Source organism: Aeromonas sp. ASNIH4, from assembly GCF_002934425.1.
Taxonomy (GTDB): Bacteria; Pseudomonadota; Gammaproteobacteria; order Enterobacterales; family Aeromonadaceae; genus Aeromonas; species Aeromonas hydrophila.
In genome coordinates this window covers 476362-495369 of sequence record NZ_CP026217.1, presented here as the reverse complement: position 1 = coordinate 495369, position 19008 = coordinate 476362, and the positions used below count along the sequence as shown (strand labels likewise).

The 19008-nt window shown below is 61.6% G+C and carries 17 protein-coding genes; 3 read left to right on the top strand and 14 right to left on the bottom strand.

All coding sequences use genetic code 11. The annotated features are described in order from the left end of the window. Positions 1–34 precede the first annotated feature (34 nt). The 14 genes from rpoS to rlmD all read right to left on the bottom strand — a co-directional run bounded on the left by rpoS (position 35) and on the right by rlmD (position 14646). Positions 35–1018: an RNA polymerase sigma factor RpoS gene (gene rpoS, locus C2U40_RS02330; RefSeq protein ID WP_011704778.1), complete on the bottom strand. Its 984-nt coding sequence runs from the start codon at positions 1016–1018 to the stop codon at positions 35–37. Between the two features lie 47 nt (positions 1019–1065). Then, positions 1066–2106, bottom strand: a complete 1041-nt coding sequence (locus C2U40_RS02325; protein WP_103827917.1) for a peptidoglycan DD-metalloendopeptidase family protein — start codon at positions 2104–2106, stop codon at positions 1066–1068. Positions 2107–2116: 10 nt separating this feature from the next. Continuing rightward, positions 2117–2698, bottom strand: coding sequence for a YqaA family protein (locus C2U40_RS02320; protein ID WP_016349540.1), 582 nt, complete (start codon positions 2696–2698; stop codon positions 2117–2119). Next, positions 2695–3312 (bottom strand): protein-L-isoaspartate(D-aspartate) O-methyltransferase, encoded by a 618-nt coding sequence (locus tag C2U40_RS02315; RefSeq protein ID WP_011704775.1) that lies wholly within the window; start codon positions 3310–3312, stop codon positions 2695–2697. Before C2U40_RS02315 ends, C2U40_RS02320 begins: the two co-directional genes overlap by 4 nt. A gap of 4 nt (positions 3313–3316) precedes the next feature. Beyond that, positions 3317–4063 (bottom strand): 5'/3'-nucleotidase SurE, encoded by a 747-nt coding sequence (gene surE, locus C2U40_RS02310; RefSeq protein WP_029305164.1) that lies wholly within the window; start codon positions 4061–4063, stop codon positions 3317–3319. Then, on the bottom strand, positions 4044–5102 hold the full coding sequence (gene truD / locus C2U40_RS02305; RefSeq protein WP_103827916.1) for a tRNA pseudouridine(13) synthase TruD: 1059 nt from the start codon (positions 5100–5102) through the stop codon (positions 4044–4046). The genes surE and truD overlap by 20 nt, the downstream gene beginning before the upstream one ends. Continuing rightward, complete coding sequence (ispF, locus tag C2U40_RS02300; RefSeq protein ID WP_016349536.1) at positions 5102–5578, bottom strand: 2-C-methyl-D-erythritol 2,4-cyclodiphosphate synthase; 477 nt, start codon at positions 5576–5578, stop codon at positions 5102–5104. The genes truD and ispF overlap by 1 nt, the downstream gene beginning before the upstream one ends. Continuing rightward, positions 5575–6306, bottom strand: a complete 732-nt coding sequence (gene ispD, locus C2U40_RS02295; RefSeq protein ID WP_103827915.1) for a 2-C-methyl-D-erythritol 4-phosphate cytidylyltransferase — start codon at positions 6304–6306, stop codon at positions 5575–5577. The genes ispF and ispD overlap by 4 nt, the downstream gene beginning before the upstream one ends. Continuing rightward, positions 6299–6616 carry a cell division protein FtsB gene (gene ftsB / locus C2U40_RS02290; RefSeq protein ID WP_011704770.1) on the bottom strand — a complete coding sequence of 106 codons (318 nt, stop codon included), beginning with the start codon at positions 6614–6616 and terminating at the stop codon, positions 6299–6301. The genes ispD and ftsB overlap by 8 nt, the downstream gene beginning before the upstream one ends. 178 nt (positions 6617–6794) lie before the next feature. Next, positions 6795–8096, bottom strand: a complete 1302-nt coding sequence (gene eno, locus C2U40_RS02285) for a phosphopyruvate hydratase (protein ID WP_011704769.1) — start codon at positions 8094–8096, stop codon at positions 6795–6797. Between the two features lie 89 nt (positions 8097–8185). After that, on the bottom strand, positions 8186–9823 hold the full coding sequence (gene pyrG, locus C2U40_RS02280) for a glutamine hydrolyzing CTP synthase (protein WP_017410643.1): 1638 nt from the start codon (positions 9821–9823) through the stop codon (positions 8186–8188). A gap of 141 nt (positions 9824–9964) precedes the next feature. Beyond that, the gene (mazG, locus tag C2U40_RS02275) at positions 9965–10762 is read right to left on the bottom strand and encodes a nucleoside triphosphate pyrophosphohydrolase (RefSeq protein WP_103827914.1); all 798 of its coding nucleotides are present in this window, start codon (positions 10760–10762) and stop codon (positions 9965–9967) included. A gap of 84 nt (positions 10763–10846) precedes the next feature. Further along, the gene (gene relA, locus C2U40_RS02270; protein WP_011704766.1) at positions 10847–13057 is read right to left on the bottom strand and encodes a GTP diphosphokinase; all 2211 of its coding nucleotides are present in this window, start codon (positions 13055–13057) and stop codon (positions 10847–10849) included. 266 nt (positions 13058–13323) lie between these two features. After that, positions 13324–14646: a 23S rRNA (uracil(1939)-C(5))-methyltransferase RlmD gene (gene rlmD, locus C2U40_RS02265; protein WP_103827913.1), complete on the bottom strand. Its 1323-nt coding sequence runs from the start codon at positions 14644–14646 to the stop codon at positions 13324–13326. A gap of 153 nt (positions 14647–14799) precedes the next feature. Here rlmD and barA point away from each other — a divergent pair, with 153 nt between their 5' ends. The 3 genes from barA to C2U40_RS02250 all read left to right on the top strand — a co-directional run bounded on the left by barA (position 14800) and on the right by C2U40_RS02250 (position 18987). Continuing rightward, positions 14800–17511 (top strand): two-component sensor histidine kinase BarA, encoded by a 2712-nt coding sequence (gene barA / locus C2U40_RS02260; protein WP_103827912.1) that lies wholly within the window; start codon positions 14800–14802, stop codon positions 17509–17511. Positions 17512–17583: 72 nt separating this feature from the next. Beyond that, complete coding sequence (locus tag C2U40_RS02255) at positions 17584–18063, top strand: DUF1456 family protein (RefSeq protein WP_011704763.1); 480 nt, start codon at positions 17584–17586, stop codon at positions 18061–18063. Between the two features lie 3 nt (positions 18064–18066). After that, positions 18067–18987, top strand: coding sequence for an N-acetylmuramoyl-L-alanine amidase (locus tag C2U40_RS02250; protein WP_103827911.1), 921 nt, complete (start codon positions 18067–18069; stop codon positions 18985–18987). Positions 18988–19008: the final 21 nt, after the last annotated feature.

Below are 19008 nucleotides of genomic sequence, written 5' to 3'. Positions count from 1 at the left end.
TTGCTTGGTAAGCATCTCCACTCACTAGCAACCCTTAGTTGGTACGGAACAGCGCCTCGATGGAGAGCCCCTGCCCCAGCAGGATCTCCCGCAAGCGGCGCAGCCCTTCTACCTGGATCTGGCGAACCCGCTCGCGGGTCAGTCCAATCTCGGCCCCCACGTCTTCCAGAGTCGCCGGCTCATAGCCGAGCAGACCGAAGCGACGGGCCAGTACCTCGCGCTGTTTGGGGTTCAGCTCCTCCAGCCAGTGCACTATGCTGGCGCGCATGTCGTCATCCTGGGACTCCAGCTCAGGGCCCATGCCGCGCTCGTCGGAGAGCACATCCAGCAGCGCCTTGTCGCGATCGCCACCGATGGGGGTGTCGACCGAGGTTATCTTCTCGTTGAGTTTGAGCATGCGATTCACATCGTCTACCGAGCGATCCAGCGCGAAAGCGATATCTTCCGCCGTCGGTTCATGATCGAGCCGATGGGAGAGTTCACGGGCGGTGCGCAGATAGACGTTCAGCTCCTTGACCACATGAATGGGCAGACGGATGGTACGGGTCTGATTCATGATGGCCCGCTCTATGGTCTGACGGATCCACCAGGTCGCATAGGTAGAGAAGCGGAACCCACGCTCGGGATCGAATTTCTCGACTGCGCGGATAAGGCCGAGGTTGCCCTCTTCAATGAGATCGAGCAACACCAGGCCGCGGTTGTTGTAGCGACGGGCGATCTTGACCACCAGTCGCAAATTGGACTCGATCATGCGCTTGCGGGCGGCTTTGTCACCTCGCAAGGCACGACGGGCGTAATAGACTTCTTCTTCGGCGGTGAGCAGCGGGGAGAAGCCAATCTCCCCGAGATAGAGCTGGGTGGCGTCCATCACCTTGTTCAGTTCAGGCGCCATCAGTTCATCGGAAATCGTCTCTTCGGCCTCGGCCGCGACTTCCTGAACCTCTTCCTCTTCGTGGGTCTCCAGCTCTTCGTCGAACTCTAACTCTGCATCCTGCATAACCAGTTGTTCTTGGCTCATGGCGTGTCTCCCTGACCGGCACCAGAGTAAGACTTAACTCTCTGGGTCTAACCCTTTGGCAAATGGCTCATCGGGTTAATCGACTTGCCTCTGTACCGGATTTCAAAGTGCAATCGCACATCCGGCGCGTCCGTGCTACCCATGTTGGCAATGACTGATCCGCCTTTGACACTGTCCCCTTCCTTCACTCGCAACTCGTCGTTGTGGGCGTAAGCAGAAAGGTAGTCATCATCATGTTTGAGAATGATCAGCTTGCCATAACCCCTCAGTGCGCTACCGGCATAGACGACCTTGCCGCCGCTCGCCGCGTAGATGGGTTGCCCCTTCTGACCGGCGATATCTATGCCCTTGTTACCCTGTTCTGCAACAGAGAAACCTTCGACGATCCGGCCCTTGGTAGGCCAGTGCCAAGATAGCTTGCTGTAGGAATTGTCTGATTTTTGTTCTTTTACCTGAGCGTATTCTTTTGAAGATGGCTGAGCAATCGTTTTCTGTTTGATAAATGGAGTGGTCGTACCTGAGGTCGCTGGCGCCAGGGGTTTGGGGCCGGAGCTCTGGGTCACCACCGGGCGAGTCGCCACCACCATCTGGCTACTGCCGCTGCTGGTGGACTGCACATTCAGCACCTGCCCGACCTGGAGGGCAAAGGGTGCCTGCAGATTGTTGCTTTGTGCCAGTGTCTGATTCGACATGCCAAACTGGCGGCCAATGCTGCTCAGCGTATCCCCTGGACGGACCTGATAGGTACCTGCACTGCGCGCAACAGCCATGGTGCTGCCGGAAGCATCGAGCCGGATCTGTTGACCCGGATAGATGTTGTAGGGGGGGCTGATGCCGTTGAGACTGGCCAGCGAGGGCACGTCATTGCCCGAATTGAAGGCGATGGAGTAGAGGGTGTCCCCTTTTTTCACCGTGTAGCTGTTGCCCTGAATGGCGGGCTGGGCCGCCATCTGGCGAGCCGGAATGGTAGAGACGAGACCATCATTGCCCAATCCTTGTACCGGAGCAGCAGTCTTACTGGAAGAGCAAGCGAGCAGCAGCCATGACAACACGACGACACTGCTTCCTTGCCAAACACGCGAACGCATAGTGGATCCTTTAACGACTAAACCAGAAATAGGCCACAACGGCCAAACCAATACAGAGCCAACCCAGCACATCCACATAGTGCATCAGCTTGCGCTCCATCTTCTCGCCCCCCCAGCGCATCAGGCCTGCCACCAGGAAAAAGCGCATGCCACGCCCGATCAGCGAGGTCACGATGAAGGGCAGCAGTGCCATTTGCAACAGGCCGGCCGTCACGGTAAACACCTTGTAGGGGATCGGCGTGAAACTGGCAATAAAAATCACCCAGATGCCCCACTGCTCGAACCATTGCCGGGCCAGGGCAATCTTGTCTTCATAACCCACCGAGACCACCAGCGGCTGGACCACCGGCTCCCACAGGGCATAACCGAGCAGATAGCCGAACAGCGCTCCCAGCACGGAGAACAGGGTCGCCAGCGCGGCGTAGTGCCAGGCCTTGTGTGGTCTGGCCAGCGCCATGGGGGCCAGCATGACGTCCACCGGAATGGGCCAGAACACCGACTCAATGAAAGCGGTGATCGCCAGATACCAGGGGGCATACTTGTGGCGTGCCCACTGCATCACCAGCACATAGAGGCGGGAAAACAACTTCACTCGACATCTCCGTCAATCAGGGGGACGAAACGGACCGGCTCTAGGATCCGGCTGGTCAGCTGGGAGCCCGACCGCTCGATCAGCTGCAGGGTCTGCTGGCTGTCCCCCACCGGCAACACCAGCCGGCCACCATCGGCCAGCTGATCGGTGAGGGCCGTCGGCACCTCGCTGGCGGCAGCCGTGACCAGAATGGCATCGAACGGTCCCTTGTTGGGCCAGCCCAGCCAGCCATTGCCGTGCTTGGCGGAGACATTGTGCAGATCGAGCTGACGCAGCCGGCGCCGGGCCTGGAACTGCAGCGACTTGATCCGCTCCACCGTATAGACGTGCTCCACCAGATGAGCCAGCACCGCCGTCTGATAACCCGAGCCAGTGCCGATCTCCAGCACATGGGCCGGATCGTTCTGGATCAGCAGCTCGGTCATCCGCGCCACCATGTAGGGTTGCGAGATGGTCTGACCGTGGCCGATGGGCAACGCCGTATTGTCCCAGGCCTTGTGAGCCATGGCTTCATCCACGAACAGCTGGCGCGGCACCTTGGCAATCGCCGCGAGTACGCGGAAATCGCGAATGTCCTGCGCGATCAGCTGGTTTAACAGGCGCTGTACTATCACACCTTCATCCCTGCAGGTCCAACCAAGCCCCCAGCCCCGCCAGACTGCTGTAGGCAGTCATATCGATGGTCAGGGGGGTGATCGAGACGTAGCCCTGCTCGATGGCGGCGAAATCCGTGCCTTCGCCCGCATCTTGCTGGCTGCCGGGGGGGCCAATCCAGTAGATGGGCTGGCCACGGGGATCCTCGCTGCATATGACCGACTCCGCCCGGTGGCGGTTGCCAAGGCGCGTCACCCTGATCCCCTTGATCTGGTCGAGGGGCAGGTCCGGCACATTGACGTTGAGGATCTGATCGGCGGGCAGCGGGTGTACCATCATGCCCCTCACCAGCTGAGCGGCGTAGTGGGCCGCCGTGGCGAAATGGGTCTTGCCTACCAGCGAGATGGCCAGCGAGGGGAAGCCGAGGTGGCGTCCCTCGGTTGCCGCCGCCACCGTGCCCGAGTAGATGACATCATCACCCAGGTTGGCGCCGTGGTTGATGCCGGCCACTACCATGTCAGGCTCCGGACGCACCAGCTCGTTGACCGCCAAGTGCACGCAGTCGGTCGGCGTTCCCTTCACCGCATGATATCCGGTTTCGGCGATGCGGGTGACCCGCAGAGGCACTTCCAGCGTCAGGGAATGACTCGCCCCGCTGCGATTGCGATCCGGTGCCACCACGATGACCTCGCCACAGGCAGCCAGCGCCTCGCTGAGGGCTCTTATGCCCTCCGCATGCACACCGTCATCATTACTGACCAGAATTCTCATCGGACTGATTCCTGAAACCATGATCGGCCTCTTCGGCCTGCATTAACTCGCGCACCACGCTGGTGGCAAACGCCCCGGCCGGCAGGAAGAACGACAGGGTCAACACGGCCCCTTCCAGCTGCCAGCTCATCGCTTGCGGCTTGAGCAGCAGCGGGCGGCGGTCCTGGTCCAGCCCGGCTTTTTCCAGGCCGTCACACCAATCGTGATAGGGGGCCAGCACGCTCTGCTCGAACTCGGCGGCGGCACCCTGGCTGGCCAACCGGCCACGGCCCCACTGGGGCGCGGTGAGCTGCACGTCGCCAGAGGCGAGACGCGCCTCCAGCTCAGGGGTCACGCCCTCTTCGCTGAAGATGGAGTGGCTGCCCTTGAGCATCACACAGTCGCCGGCCAACAGCTGATGGGCCAGTCCCTGTTCGATGCGGGCACTGACGATGGCATTGAACAGCATGCTGCGGGCAGCGGAGAGATAGAGGGAGCGCTTGTTGCGATCCTTGATCCGCTTGCCGGCGAACATCGCCTTGGCCGCCTCCAGGTTGTTGCCGCCCCGGCCGAAACGCTGCTCGCCGTAATAGTTGGGCACCCCCTGCTCAGCGATGGCCTGCAGGCGGGATTCCAGACCGTCGGCCTGCTCCAGTCCGGTGAGGCGCAGGGTGAAGTGGTTGCCCTTGAGATAGCCGACCCGCAGCTTCTTGTTGTGGCGCTTCACCTGCAGGATCTGGATACTGTCACTCTCGATGACGGAGAGATCAGGTTCTGCCTTGCCCGGCAGATGAATGCCGAACCACTGTTCGGTCACCGCGTGGCGGTCTTTCAGCCCGGCCCAGGTCACCGCATTGCGGTTGACCCCGGCCGCATCGGCCAGCAGGCCAGCCACCCAGGCGGTATTCTCCCCGGTTTTACGCACCCGGACGAAGATGTGCTCCCCCTCGCCGCAGGGTTCAAACCCGAGATCTTCATTGACCACGAAATCGGCGGCTTGCGCCTTGAGGATGCCACGGGCAGTCGGCGCCCCGTGCAGATAGGCAAGTTGTTCCAGCATTATTGTTTCACCAGTAAGACGACGGCTTCGGTGGCGATCCCTTCCTTGCGCCCCGTGAATCCCAGCTGTTCGGTGGTGGTCGCCTTGACGTTCACCCGGTTCAAGTCACATTGCAGATCGGCGGCCAGCACGGCGCACATGGCTTCGATATGCGGCGCCATCTTGGGCGCCTGGGCAATGATGGTCACATCCAGGTTGCCGATGGCATAGCCTGACTGCTGCACCCGGGCAAACACGTCCCGCAGCAGGATGCGGCTGTCGATCCCCTTGAACTCGGCGGCGGTATCGGGAAAGTGACGGCCGATATCGCCGGCCCCGATGGCACCGAGCAGCGCATCGCTCACCGCGTGCAGCACCACGTCACCATCGGAGTGAGCCAGCAGACCCTGCTCATACGGCACCGCCACCCCGCCCAGCATGCAGGGGCCAACCCCACCAAACTTGTGTACATCAAAACCATGTCCAATCCGGATCATGCCAGCTCCTCTGTGGGTGAATCGGGTTGCGCCGGCTGGCGCGCGTTCTGTTGCTGCAAATAGAGCCCCGCCAGAGAGAGATCCTCCGGCCGGGTCACCTTGATATTGTCGGCTCGTCCTTCCACCATCCGCACCGTGAAACCGGCGCGCTCCATGGCGGAGGCCTCGTCGGTGATGGTGGCCCCCAGCGCCAGCCCCTCTTCCAGTGCCCGCAGCAGAGGACGGGTGGGAAACATCTGGGGGGTCAGGGCATGCCAGAGCTGCTCGCGATCGACGGTGGCGAGGATGTTGCCCGTCCCGTCGGAGCGCTTCATGGTGTCGCGCACCCGGCTGCCGAGGATGGCGCCATCACAGGCCATGGCAGTGACAATCAGGGCATCGAGATCGCCGTGGGTCAGACAAGGGCGGGCGGCGTCGTGCACCAGTACCCACTCCCCTGCGGCCACATGCAACGCATTGAGCACGGAAAAGGCCCGCTCGGCGCCCCCTTCCACTCGCAGGATCCTCGGATCGGCGGCCACGGCCAGGGTGTCGAACCAGCGGTCATGGGGAGCCAGCGCCACGATCACCTGAGCGATGGCCGGGTGGGAGAGCAGCCGGGTCAGGGTATGTTCCAGAATAGTTCGACCCGCCAGCTGCAGATACTGTTTGGGGCACTCGGCCCCCATTCGGCTGCCGATGCCCGCGGCCGGGACGATGGCGGTCAGCCCGGGGCGGCGATCAGTCATCGTAGGCTGCGTCCCCGGAGCTGGAACCCTTGTCTTTGTCCTTGGGGATGATCCGATAGAAGGTCTCGCCCTGCTTGATGTAGCCAAGATCGTTGCGCGACAACTCCTCGATGGCTTCCAAGCCCGAGGTCAGATCGTCGATCTCGCGATAAATCAGGTTGTTGCGATCCTTGAGTACCAGATTGTCCTGCTGCTGCCGGGTAATGGCATCGGACAGCTCATGATAGTCAGACAGGCCGTTCTTCCCCAGCCAGAGGTCATATTGAAGCCCCCCCAACAGGAGAAGCAGGATAAGAGTGAGTAGCCGCATGCACTGAGTCTCCTTCAAGCGGCCTAGTTTCCCATATTCGCAGGCAAGACAAAAGAAAGCCTGTGCCCCGGATGGGTTGGGCCGGAATAAAAAATGCAGAAACCCGCCGCGGCGGCAGCAGAAACGAAAAAGCCCCGCCGATTGGCGGGGCTTTGCAAAGCGTGGAAGCAGGCGAAAATTAAGCCTGGTTCTTCACTTCTTTCAGACCACGGAACGGAGCCTTGGCACCCAGCGCTTCTTCGATACGGATCAGCTGGTTGTACTTGGCAACACGGTCAGAACGGCTCATGGAACCGGTCTTGATCTGGCCAGCAGCGGTACCAACGGCCAGGTCGGCGATGGTCGCGTCTTCGGTCTCACCGGAGCGGTGGGAGATGACGGCAGTGTAGCCAGCGTCTTTGGCCATCTTGATGGCAGCCAGGGTTTCGGTCAGGGAACCGATCTGGTTGAACTTGATCAGGATGGAGTTGGCGATGCCGTTGTCGATACCGCGCTTCAGGATCTTGGTGTTGGTTACGAACAGGTCGTCACCCACGATCTGGATTTTCTTGCCCAGCTCGGCAGTCTGGTAGGCGAAACCGTCCCAGTCAGATTCGTCCAGGCCATCTTCGATGGAGACGATCGGGAACTTGGTGGTCAGGTCAGCCAGGAAGTCGGAGAAACCGTTGGAGGTGAAGACACGACCTTCGCCTTTCAGGTTGTACTCTTTCTTCTCTGCGTCGTAGAACTCGGAAGCAGCGCAGTCCATGGCCAGGGTGATGTCGGTGCCCAGTTTGTAACCGGCAGCGGCAACGGCTTCGGCGATCACTTCCAGCGCTTCGGCGTTGGATTTCAGGTTCGGAGCGAAACCACCTTCGTCACCAACGGCAGTGTTGTAGCCCTTGGACTTCAGCACTTTGGCCAGGTTGTGGAACACTTCGGCGCCCATGCGGACAGCTTCTTTCAGGGTCTTGGCGCCAACCGGCTGGATCATGAACTCCTGGATGTCGACGTTGTTGTCGGCGTGCTCACCACCGTTGATGATGTTCATCATCGGCAGCGGCATGGAGTAGACACCCGGGGTGCCGTTCAGCTCGGCGATGTGGGCGTACAGCGGCATGCCTTTGGCAGCAGCGGCAGCTTTGGCGTTGGCCAGGGAAACAGCCAGGATGGCGTTGGCGCCGAACTTGGATTTGTTCTCGGTACCGTCGAGGTCGATCATGATCTGGTCGACAGTGGCCTGGTCCTTGGCATCTTTACCCAGCAGAGCTTGAGCAATCGGGCCGTTTACGGCTTCGAGGGCTTTCAGCACGCCTTTACCCAGGAAACGGCTCTTGTCACCGTCACGCAGTTCCAGCGCTTCGCGGGAACCGGTGGACGCGCCAGACGGAGCGGCTGCCATACCAACAAAACCACCTTCCAGGTGAACTTCGGCCTCAACGGTCGGGTTACCACGGGAGTCGATGATTTCACGACCGATCACTTTAACGATCTTGGACATGTGTATTTCCTCAGGTTTCGTAAAAAAACAACAAAAATATGCCAAAAAAAGCGGCTGCGGCACAGGGCCCCAACCGCATTTATTTTCAATTACTTCAGATTACGCTTCTGATACTCGCCTGCCGCCTTCACAAAACCGGCGAACAGGGCGTGGCCATCACGGGGAGTCGAGGTGAACTCCGGGTGGAACTGCGCGGCCACGAACCAAGGGTGATCCGGGATCTCGATAATTTCCACCAACTTCTTGTCGGCGGAGAGACCGGTCACTTTCAGGCCTGCTGCTTCAATCTGCGGCAGCAACTTGTTGTTCACTTCATAACGGTGACGGTGGCGCTCGTAAATGGTCGGGCTGCCGTACATCTGGCGCACCTTGGAACCTTCGACCAGGTGGCAGAGCTGGGAACCCAGACGCATGGTACCGCCCAGATCGGACTTCTCGGTACGAGTCTCGACGTTGCCTTCGTCATCCACCCACTCGGTGATGAGACCCACCACCGGATAGGCGCAATCCTTCTTGAACTCGGAAGAGTGAGCCCCTTCCATGCCCGCCACGTTGCGGGCGAATTCAATCATGGCAACCTGCATGCCGAGGCAGATACCCAGGTAGGGGATCTTGTTCTCGCGGGCATACTGGGCCGCCTGAATTTTGCCTTCCACGCCGCGCTCACCGAAGCCACCCGGCACCAGGATCGCGTCCAGACCTTCCAGCAGCTCGGCGCCACGGGTCTCGATGTCCTGGGAATCGATGTACTTGATGTTGACGGACAGACGGGTCTTCAGGCCACCGTGCTTGAGTGCCTCGTTGACGGACTTGTAGGCATCCGGCAGGGATACGTACTTGCCGACCATGCCGATGGTCACTTCTGCGGTCGGGTTGGCCTCTTCATAGATGACCTGTTCCCACTCGGCCAGATCGGCCTCCTTGCACTCCAGACCGAAACGCTCGGTGAAGTAGGAGTCCAGATTCTGGGACTTGAGCAGTGCCGGGATCTTGTAGATGGAGTCGACGTCTTTCATGGAGATGACGGCGCGCTCCGGCACGTTGCAGAACAGGGCGATCTTGGCGCGCTCAACGGCCGGAATGGCACGGTCGGAGCGGCAGATCAGCACATCTGGCTGGATACCGATGGAGAGCAGCTCTTTGACGGAGTGCTGGGTCGGCTTGGTCTTCACTTCACCGGCGGCAGCCAGGTAAGGAACCAGCGTCAGGTGCATGAACATGGCATTGTTGCGGCCCACTTCGGCAGCCAGCTGACGAATGGCCTCAAGGAACGGCAGGGACTCGATGTCACCCACAGTACCGCCCACTTCGACGATGGCAACCTGATGGCCTTCGGCACCGGCAATCACCCGCTCTTTGATGGCGTTGGTGATGTGCGGGATCACCTGAATGGTGGCGCCCAGATAGTCACCACGGCGCTCTTTGCGCAGCACGTCGGCATAGATGCGACCGGTGGTGAAGTTGTTGCGGCGGGTCATCTTGGTGCGGATGAAACGCTCGTAGTGGCCCAAGTCCAGATCGGTCTCGGCCCCGTCCTCGGTTACGAACACTTCACCGTGCTGGGTCGGGCTCATGGTGCCCGGATCCACGTTGATATAGGGGTCCAGTTTCATGATGGTCACATCCAGACCACGGGCTTCCAGAATGGCTGCCAGAGAAGCTGCGGCAATGCCTTTGCCGAGGGATGAAACAACGCCACCAGTTACAAAAATATATTTTGTCGTCATGCTGAACCTGAAAGAAGTTTAGGGAATTTTAAGGGGTGCTTCGGGGATGAAGCAGGACGGGGAAACAGTATACCAAAACCCCCTCTCCCAAACAATGAACAAAAATCTATCAGGCTACCGGCGCCCCCATCTTGCGCCAAATCAACTTTGTTCGGTTTCCTTGGCCCTGTCCCAGGCGGCATCGAGCTTTTCCAGCGAACAATCGCTCACTTTCAGCCCTTCTGCGGCGATAAACTGCTCAACCTGACGAAACCGGCGTTCGAACTTGGCGTTGGCGCCCCGCAATACCTGCTCCGGATCCTTGCCCAGATGGCGCACCAGGTTGACGGTGGCGAACAAGAGATCGCCGAGCTCATCGCTCACCCGCGCCTCGTCCACGTCGGCCATCAGCGCCTCTTCCATCACCTCGTCGATCTCCTCGTGGATCTTGTCCACCACCGGACCAAGCGTCTTCCAATCGAAGCCGACGGTGGCGCAGCGCTTCTGGATCTTGGCGGCGCGGGTCAGGGCCGGCAGCGAGAGGGGGATGTCGTCGAGCACGCTCTCCTTGTCGAGCGCGGCCCGCTCTTTGGCTTTTTCTGCCTCCCAGTTCACCTTCACCGCCTGTTCGTCGCCAAGATCGGCATCGGAGAAGACATGGGGATGGCGGCGAATGAGCTTCTCGCTCACCGTATCGACGATATCGGCGAAATCGAACAGCCCCTGTTCCTTGCCGAGCTGCGCGTAGAACACTACCTGAAACAGCAGATCGCCCAGTTCACCCTTTAATCCGTCCCAATCCTGGGTTTCGATGGCATCGGCTACCTCATAGGCCTCCTCCAGGGTGTGCGGCACTATGGTCTGGAAGCTCTGCTTCAGATCCCAGGGGCAACCCCCGTTCGGGTTGCGCAATCTGGCCATGATGTCGAGCAGTTGAGGCAGGTCGTAACGTTGGGACATGGGATATTCGCTTCTTGATTCGTAACGCAAGGGGAAAACAGTGACCGACCTGGCGGTCGATCACGAGTTGGTTGTTGATGACAATCAGAGGCGCTTGGCGCTGATCACGTCGTTGAGCTGACTGAGCTTGGCCAACGCCCGGTTGAAGGCGTTGATGTTGTAAATCTCCAGCTCCATGTCGATCTCGGCGGTCTGCTCGCGCACGTTGGAGCGCGAACGCACCCCCATCACGTTGATCTTCTCGTTGGCCAGCACGGTGGTGATGTCGCGCAGCAGGCCGGAGCGGTCATTGGAGAGGATGCGGATGGTGAGGCCGTAGCCGCCGGAGTAGTTCTCCCCCCATACCGCGTCGATCAGCCGCTCCGGGTTGCGACGGGAGAGCTCTTTGAGCTGCTCACAGTCCTCCCGGTGGATGGAGACACCGCGACCCATGGTGATGAAGCCCTGGATGCCGTCCCCCGGAATGGGCTGGCAACAACGGGCGATATGGGTCATCAGGTTGCCGACCCCTTCCACGACTATGTGATCCTTGGGCTTGGGCCGGAACGGCACGTTGGCCTTCTGCTCCAGCTTCTCCAGCAGGCGGCGATCTTCCTCTTCCGCCGTCGGCTTGTTGTAGCGGGTGTCGAGGTAGTTCAGCAGCTGGTTGATGCGGATGTCGCCACTGCCGATGCCGGCCAGCAGATCTTCCAGCTCGTCGGCATGGAAACGCTCCAGCACCACCTTGTCCACCTTGGAGAGGGTCAGGTTGTGCCTGTCCAGCTCCTTCTCCAGCAGCTCCTTGCCAGCGGCGATGTTCTTGTCTCGATCCAGCTTTCTGAACCAGGTGGCCACCTTGGCCCGCGCCCGGCTGGAGCGCAGGAAGCCGGAGTTGGGGTTCATCCAGTCGCGGCTCGGGTTCGGCTCCTTCTGGGTGATCACCTCCACCTGATCGCCGGTCTGCAACGCATAGGTGAACGGCACGATGCGGCCGTCGATCTTGGCGCCGATGCAGCGGTGGCCGATCATGCTGTGCACGTGATAGGCAAAATCGAGCGGGGTGGCGCCCGCCGGCAGATCGATGACATCCCCTTTCGGGGTGAAGACGTAGACTCTGTCCTCGAACACCTGACTGCGCAGATCCTCCAGCAGGGAGCCGCTCTCGGAGAGATCTTCCTGCCAGGCGAGCAGCTTGCGCAGCCACTCGATCTTGTCTTCGAAGGTGTTGGCCTTGCCGCCGGCCTGCGCCCCTTCCTTGTAGCGCCAGTGCGCCGCGACGCCGAGTTCGGCATCCTGGTGCATCTGGTCGGTGCGGATCTGGATCTCGACCGTCTTGCCCTCGGGCCCCACCACCACAGTGTGGATGGACTGGTAGCCGTTGGGTTTGGGGTTGGCGACATAGTCGTCAAACTCACGGGGGATGTGGTGGAAGTGGGTATGAACGATGCCGAGCGCCGCATAACAATCCTGCAGCCGCTTGGTCACCACCCGCACCGCCCGCACGTCGAACAGTTCGTTGAATTCGAGGTGCTTCTTCTGCATCTTGCGCCAGATGCTGTAGATGTGTTTCGGCCGGCCGTAGACCTCGGCCTCGACCCCCGCCTCTTTCAGGGCATCACGCAGGGACTGCACGAACTCGCGGATGTAGCGCTCCCGATCGAGCCGTTTCTCGTCGAGCTGCCTGGCGATCTGCTTGTAGGTATCCGGGTGCAGATAGCGGAAGGCGAGATCCTCGAGCTCCCACTTGAGCTGACCGATGCCGAGCCGGTTGGCCAGCGGCGCGTAGATGTTGGTGATCTCCTGGGCCATCAGCACCCGGGTCTCTTCATCCGCCTTCTTCGCTTCCCGCAGGCAGGCGATCCGCTCCGCCAGCTTGATCACCACGGCGCGCACATCCTCGACCATGGCGAGCAGCATGCGGCGCACGTTGTCGACCTGTTCCGGCGAGGTTTCGCTGCGGTGCAGGGTCTGCAGGGAGCGGATGGCCTCCATCTCCAGCACCCCTTCCACCAGCTTGGCGATCTTGGGGCCGAAGTCCTCGTCCATCCGCTCCTGGCTGATGAGACCGGCTTCGACGAAGGGGTAGATGATGGCGGCCTTGAGGGTGCCGAGATCCATGCTGAGCATCAGCAGGATACCCACCATCTCGACCCCGCGGACCAGCAGGCGGTTGGTGAGCGCTTCGTCACCGAGCGTCAGACAGTACTGGTAGACGGTTCGCAGCTGATCCTTGTCACTGTCACTCAGGGTGAGCGAGCTGACCCACTCCTCCAGGGTGAAGTTGTCTTTCAAATGAATATCGCGAACCGCAACCATGGTATCAATCCTTTAAATTATTGGGCCGAAGGCTGTCGCCCCCTCCCCCTCATGAGAATGCCTCAAATGGGGATATGCGGAGATTTTTTCAAGGCATATTGTCAAGAAAGACAATAGAGTTCTCCGCCAGCCCCTGCCGATTTACGAGGGTCTAGATTACCCCAATCATGGCCGCCCAGACAGCGTTATGGACCGGGCAAATGCCACCCAACCTGGCGAGCCGACGCCCCTTCGGCCATACCGTTTCATCTGCCCCGCAGCGCCCGTTACTTGCGCTCGAACAGCGCCATGGACTCCAGATGGCCGGTGTGGGGGAACATGTCGAGCATGCCGAGGCGCACCAGCCGGTAGCCCCCTTTCACCAGCACCTGACTGTCGCGCGCCAGGGTGACCGGATTACAGGAAACGTAGACCACCCGTCTGGGTGAAAGTTTCACGACGTGCTCCATCACCTCGAACGCACCGGGACGGGCCGGATCCAGCAGCACCAGATCGAAGCCTTCCCGTGCCCAGGACATGCCGGCGATGTCGCCGCTCAAGTCCGCCTTGTAGAAACGGGCATTGTTGATGCCGTTGCGACGGGCGTTCTCTTCGGCGCGCGCCACCATGGCCAGCTCCCCTTCTACCCCCACCACTTCGCGGGCCTGACGGGCCAGCGGCAGGGTGAAGTTGCCGATGCCGCAGAACAGATCGAGCACCTTGTCATCCTTGCCTGCCTCCAGCCAGGAGAGCGCCTGCTCCACCATGCGCTGGTTGACCGGCGCATTGACCTGAATGAAGTCACCGGGAGCAAATGCAAGAGACAGGCCATCCAGCGAGTAGGAGGGGGCAAACTGCTGGTGCAGCGGCTCAATCTGCTCGTCGGCCGCCTGCAGATAGAGGTCGATCCCCTGCGTCTTGGCAAACTCGATCAGCTGCGCCCGATCCGCCTCGGTCGGCCGGCCGGTATGACGCAGCAGCATCAGGATCCCCTGCTCGGCCTGGATAAGCTCAGCATGGCCCAGCTCGCGCTGGCTCTTGAGACGGTTGAGACAGTCGCGCAGCGGGCTGATCAGAACAGAAAGCGGCTCGGCCAGCACCGGGCAACCGCCGATCTCCACCAGATCGTTGGACTGACGACGACGAAAGCCCACCCGGGTGCAGCGGCCGTTCTTATCAAACTTGATGGCCAGTCGGCAGACCCGGCGATAGGCGCGGGACTCTCCACCCAGCACGGGCTCCAGCGCCGGGGGCTGGATGTTGCCGAGCCGCTCGAACAGGCTGACCAGGCCGGCCTCCTTGGCGGCGCGCTGATCCGCTTCGGCCAGGTGCTGGGCACTGCAGCCGCCGCACTCGCGGTAGTGGCTGCAGAAGGGGGCGATGCGATTGGCCGCCGGGGTCACCACCTGTTGTAGGGCGGCGTGGGCATACTGCTTCTTGTCTTCGAGGATGCGGGCCTTGACCTGCTCACCGGGCAGCGCCCCTTCGATGAAGATCGCCTTGCCCTGGTGGCGGCCGATCCCGACGCAGTGGTGATCCAGGCTGTCTACCGTAAATTCAATGCGTTGGGGCTGGGTGGATTTCTTTTGGGGCTTGAAAAACTGGGCCATAAAACTTGGTGCCTATAGGTGGCTATGTCATGATTGTGGAATCTGCAGCAGGCTATTGTCCCACAAGAATAATAGTATGACCAAATACGGCCTGTGGGCCCGCTCCCGCTCGTTTACGCCATTGCCAACCCTGCTCATCGGGGGACCATCCGCATGACCAAATACGGCCTTCGGGCGCGTGTGCTGGCCTTTACCATCTTGCCGACCCTGATCATCGGCGGCCTGATGGCCGGCTATTTCACTTTCCACCGCTACCAGCAGCTGGAAAACAACCTGATCGATCAGGGCATCAACATCATAGAGCCGCTGGCCATCGCCAGCGAATACGGGATGACCCAGCACAGCCGCGAGTCGCTCAAGCGGCTGATCGGCCTCACCCACCGCAAGAACTCGCCGCTCATCAAGTCCATCGCCGTCTTCACCCAGGACAACCAGCTGTTCGTGACGTCCAACTACCACAGGGACTTCACCCGGCTGCGGCTGCCGGACGGCAGCCAGATCCCCGAGCTCACCAGCGTCACCCTCTATGGCGACGACATCATACTGCGCACCCCGATCCAGGCCGAGACCAGCATGGATGGCTTCCCGCTGCCAAGCGACGTGGAACCCCCGATGATCGGCTACATCTCCATGCAGATGACCACCGACCGGGCCATGATCCTGCAATATCGCGACACCTTCTTCGCGGTGATCATGGTGCTCATCGGCATCGCCTTCAGTACCCTGTTTGGCTTCAGGCTGGTCAAGAGCGTGACCCAGCCCATCACCGACATGGTGCAGGCGGTGCACAAGATCAGGGAGGGGCGGCTCGATACCCGGGTCAGCGGTCAGCTCACCGGCGAGCTGGACATGCTGAAAAACGGCATCAACGCCATGGCCAAGGCGCTCTCGGAATACCACGAGGAGATGCAGCAGAATATCGATCAGGCCACCTCCGACTTGCGCGAGACGCTGGAGCAGATCGAGATCCAGAACGTCGAGCTCGACATGGCCAAGAAGCGGGCGCAGGAGGCGGCGCGGGTCAAGTCGGAGTTCCTCGCCAACATGTCCCACGAGCTGCGCACCCCGCTCAACGGGGTCATCGGCTTTACCCGCCAACTGCTCAAGACCAGCCTGACCCCGAGCCAGACCGACTACATGCAGACCATCGAGAAGTCGGCTCGCAACCTGCTCGGCATCATCAACGACATCCTCGACTTCTCCAAGCTGGAGGCGGGCAAGCTGCAGCTGGAACACATTCCGTTCAGCCTGCGCGACACTCTCAACGAGACCATGCACCTGCTCGGCCCCAGCGCCCACGACAAGCAGCTGGAGCTCTCCCTGCAGGTGGATGCCGAGGTGCCAGACTACCTCACCGGCGACCCCATGCGCCTGCAGCAGGTGCTGACCAACCTCACCGGCAACGCCATCAAGTTCACCGAGCACGGCAACGTGGATGTGCGCATCGAGCAGATCGGCAGTGCCAGCGGCAGCAAGGTGCGGCTCAACGTGCTGATCCGCGACACCGGCATCGGCATCTCGGAAGAGCAGCAGCGCCAGCTGTTCCAGGCCTTCAACCAGGCCGACTCCTCCATCTCCCGCCGCTATGGCGGCACCGGCCTTGGCCTGGTCATCACCCAGAAGCTGGTGCAGCAGATGGGTGGCCAGATCCGGTTCGAATCGGAGCTCGGCAAGGGCTCTGTCTTCTCCTTCAGCCTGGATCTGGAGGTCTCCCCCCTGCCCCAGACCGACAAGCTGCCGCTGGATCGCATCCAGGGCAAGCGGGTCTGGCTGCTGGAGCCGGATCCCTTCAGCCACTCGGCCCTCTGCGCCCTGCTGGCGGAGTGGCAGCTGGAGGTGCAATCCCTCGCCAGCGACGCCCCCTGGCCCGACATGAGCAGCCAGGACATGGTGATCATCGGCAGCGGCACCCAGCACAGCCCGCAGCAGGTAGTGGCGCGCCTCGACGGGCTGGATCGCCAGCAGAACACCATAGTGCTGCTCAACAGCCACGAGCCTTCGCTCTACGAGGCCATGCTGGCCCACGGCGCCCAGCACTGCCTCTCCAAACCCATCAACCATCGCAAGCTGCTGCACGCCCTGCTCTCCCCCGAGGCGGTCCGCAGCGCCCCGCTGCCGACCCCCTCCCCGCGCAGCGTGCAGGAGATCAAGGTGCTGGCGGTGGACGACAACGCCGCCAACCTCAAGCTCATCGCCGCCATGCTCAAGGAGATGGTGAGCCAGGTGGTGGTGTGCAAGAACGGCAAGGAGGCGGTCAGACTGGCCCAGAGCCAGCCGTTCGACATCATCTTCATGGATATCCAGATGCCGATCATGGACGGCATCAGCGCCACCCAGGCGATTCGCAGCCAGTCGCTCAACACCGAGACGCCCATCGTCGCGGTCACCGCCCACGCCATTCCCGGCGAGCGGGAGCGGCTGATCCGCCAGGGCATGGACGACTACCTGGCCAAGCCCATCGACGAGGCCATGCTGGCCAAGCTCATCACCGACTTTGCCCATCGTCGCCACCAGAATCACGCCAGCCAGCAGATCGACTGGGCGCTGGCGGTGCGTCAGGCGGCGGGCAAGCTGGATCTGGCCAAGGAGATGCTGACCATGCTGATGGCCAGTTTCGACGAGGTGGATCCGGTGCTGGAGGCGGCGCTTGCCGGCCAGGTGGAGGATAGCGAGGTGCTGGCCCAGCTCCATCGCCTCAACGGCGGCTGCGCCTATTCCGGCGTCCCCGGCCTGCAGCGGCTGCTCTCCCAGCTGGAACAGCAGTTGCGCGACGGGGTGCCGGTGGCCGAACTCGAGCCCGAGCTGCTGGAGCTGCAGGATGCAATGGAGCAGGTACGCCAGGAGGCGCCACGCTATCTATCCTGAACCGGGCAACCCGCTTTTTCTGACGCGGGCCCCGCCAGATGGTAAAGTTGCGCCGTTTCCACAGGAGTCGACATGACCAACAACGATATTTTGCGCCGCCTGCGCTACGCCCTCAGCATCAGCAACGACCAGATGGTCGACATGTTTGCCAAGGGCAACCTGACCGTCACCCATGCCCAGCTGCACGGCTGGCTGATCAAAGAGGCGGAGGAAGGGGAAGAGCAGGAAGCGGGCTTTGCCGCCTGTCCGGATTCGGCCCTGAGCCAGTTCCTCGACGGCTTCATCCTGGTGCGCCGCGGCGCACGGGAAGATGCGCCAGCCCAGGTGATCCCGAACCGGATCAACAACAACATGATCCTGCGCAAGCTGCGCATCGGCCTCAACTTCAAGGAAGAGGACATGCTGGGCACCCTCAAGCTGGCCCACTTCAACCTCTCCAAATCCGAGCTGAGCGCCCTGTTCCGTTCACGGGACCACAAGCACTATCAGGATTGCGGGGATCAGATCCTGCGCAACTTCCTCATCGGTCTCACCGCCAAGTATCGCGGCTGAACCATGGGCCGGCGTCTACACTCACCGTCATCCCGCCAGCAGGCGGCCGGTGGGTGGCGCCGGCCATGGCAACTGGGTATTCACCTCCCGCGCACCCGTCACCACGGGTTTGCGCTCTGCCTCGCCCTGCTGCTCAGCGCCTGCCAGCCCGCCCCCTATCGGCTCAACAACGACTATCAGAGTGCCAGCCTGAACGAGCGCATCGCCTTTCTGATCCTGCACTACACGGACGAAGACGATGGCCACTCCCTGCGCCTGCTGACCGAGCCGGCCCATCAGGTGAGCGCCCACTACCTGATACCGCGCGATACCCATCAGCGGCCGCTGCCGGTCTACCAGCTGGTGCCCGACAGCCAGCGCGCCTGGCATGCCGGCCGCAGTCGCTGGCATCAATATGCGGGCCTCAACGCCAGCTCGCTCGGCATCGAGATCGTCAACCTCGGCTACCCGCCACAAGACGAGCTGCTGCCCGCCCACCAGCGTCGCTGGCAGCCCTACACCCAGGCGCAGATAGCCGCCCTCGGCGCCCTCACCCGCGAGCTGGTCGAGCGCTACCAGATCCCCCCCACCCAGGTGCTGGCTCACAGCGATGTCGCCCCCGAGCGCAAACAGGACCCCGGCCCCCACTTCCCCTGGCGCGAGCTAGCCCTGCACTACGGGGTGGGAGCCTGGCCCGACGAAACCCGGCTGGCCGAATTGCGCCAGCAGCCGGCGCCGGCCTGGGATGCCCTCGGCTGGCAGCAACGACTGGCCCGCTACGGCTACGGCATCGCCCCGAGCGGCAACTGGGACGAGCAGAGCCGCGCCGCCCTGCGCGCCTTCCAGCTTCACTTTCGGCCCGCCCTGGTCAGCGGTGAACCGGATGCCGAGAGCCAGGCCATCCTCACTGCCCTACTCGAGCGTTACTTTCCCGAGCAACGCTGAGCTTCGCCCCCGACCACGAAA

Coding starts and splice junctions, on each gene's coding strand:
- rpoS (WP_011704778.1), bottom strand. CDS start 1,018: ATGAGCCAAGAACAACTGGTTATGCAGGATGCAGAGTTAGAGTTCGAC.
- pyrG (WP_017410643.1), bottom strand. CDS start 9,823: ATGACGACAAAATATATTTTTGTAACTGGTGGCGTTGTTTCATCCCTC.
- ftsB (WP_011704770.1), bottom strand. CDS start 6,616: ATGCGGCTACTCACTCTTATCCTGCTTCTCCTGTTGGGGGGGCTTCAA.
- C2U40_RS02250 (WP_103827911.1), top strand. CDS start 18,067: ATGGGCCGGCGTCTACACTCACCGTCATCCCGCCAGCAGGCGGCCGGT.
- ispD (WP_103827915.1), bottom strand. CDS start 6,306: ATGACTGATCGCCGCCCCGGGCTGACCGCCATCGTCCCGGCCGCGGGC.
- mazG (WP_103827914.1), bottom strand. CDS start 10,762: ATGTCCCAACGTTACGACCTGCCTCAACTGCTCGACATCATGGCCAGA.
- relA (WP_011704766.1), bottom strand. CDS start 13,057: ATGGTTGCGGTTCGCGATATTCATTTGAAAGACAACTTCACCCTGGAG.
- C2U40_RS02325 (WP_103827917.1), bottom strand. CDS start 2,106: ATGCGTTCGCGTGTTTGGCAAGGAAGCAGTGTCGTCGTGTTGTCATGG.
- truD (WP_103827916.1), bottom strand. CDS start 5,102: ATGCTGGAACAACTTGCCTATCTGCACGGGGCGCCGACTGCCCGTGGC.
- surE (WP_029305164.1), bottom strand. CDS start 4,063: ATGAGAATTCTGGTCAGTAATGATGACGGTGTGCATGCGGAGGGCATA.
- ispF (WP_016349536.1), bottom strand. CDS start 5,578: ATGATCCGGATTGGACATGGTTTTGATGTACACAAGTTTGGTGGGGTT.
- barA (WP_103827912.1), top strand. CDS start 14,800: ATGACCAAATACGGCCTTCGGGCGCGTGTGCTGGCCTTTACCATCTTG.
- C2U40_RS02255 (WP_011704763.1), top strand. CDS start 17,584: ATGACCAACAACGATATTTTGCGCCGCCTGCGCTACGCCCTCAGCATC.
- rlmD (WP_103827913.1), bottom strand. CDS start 14,646: ATGGCCCAGTTTTTCAAGCCCCAAAAGAAATCCACCCAGCCCCAACGC.
- eno (WP_011704769.1), bottom strand. CDS start 8,096: ATGTCCAAGATCGTTAAAGTGATCGGTCGTGAAATCATCGACTCCCGT.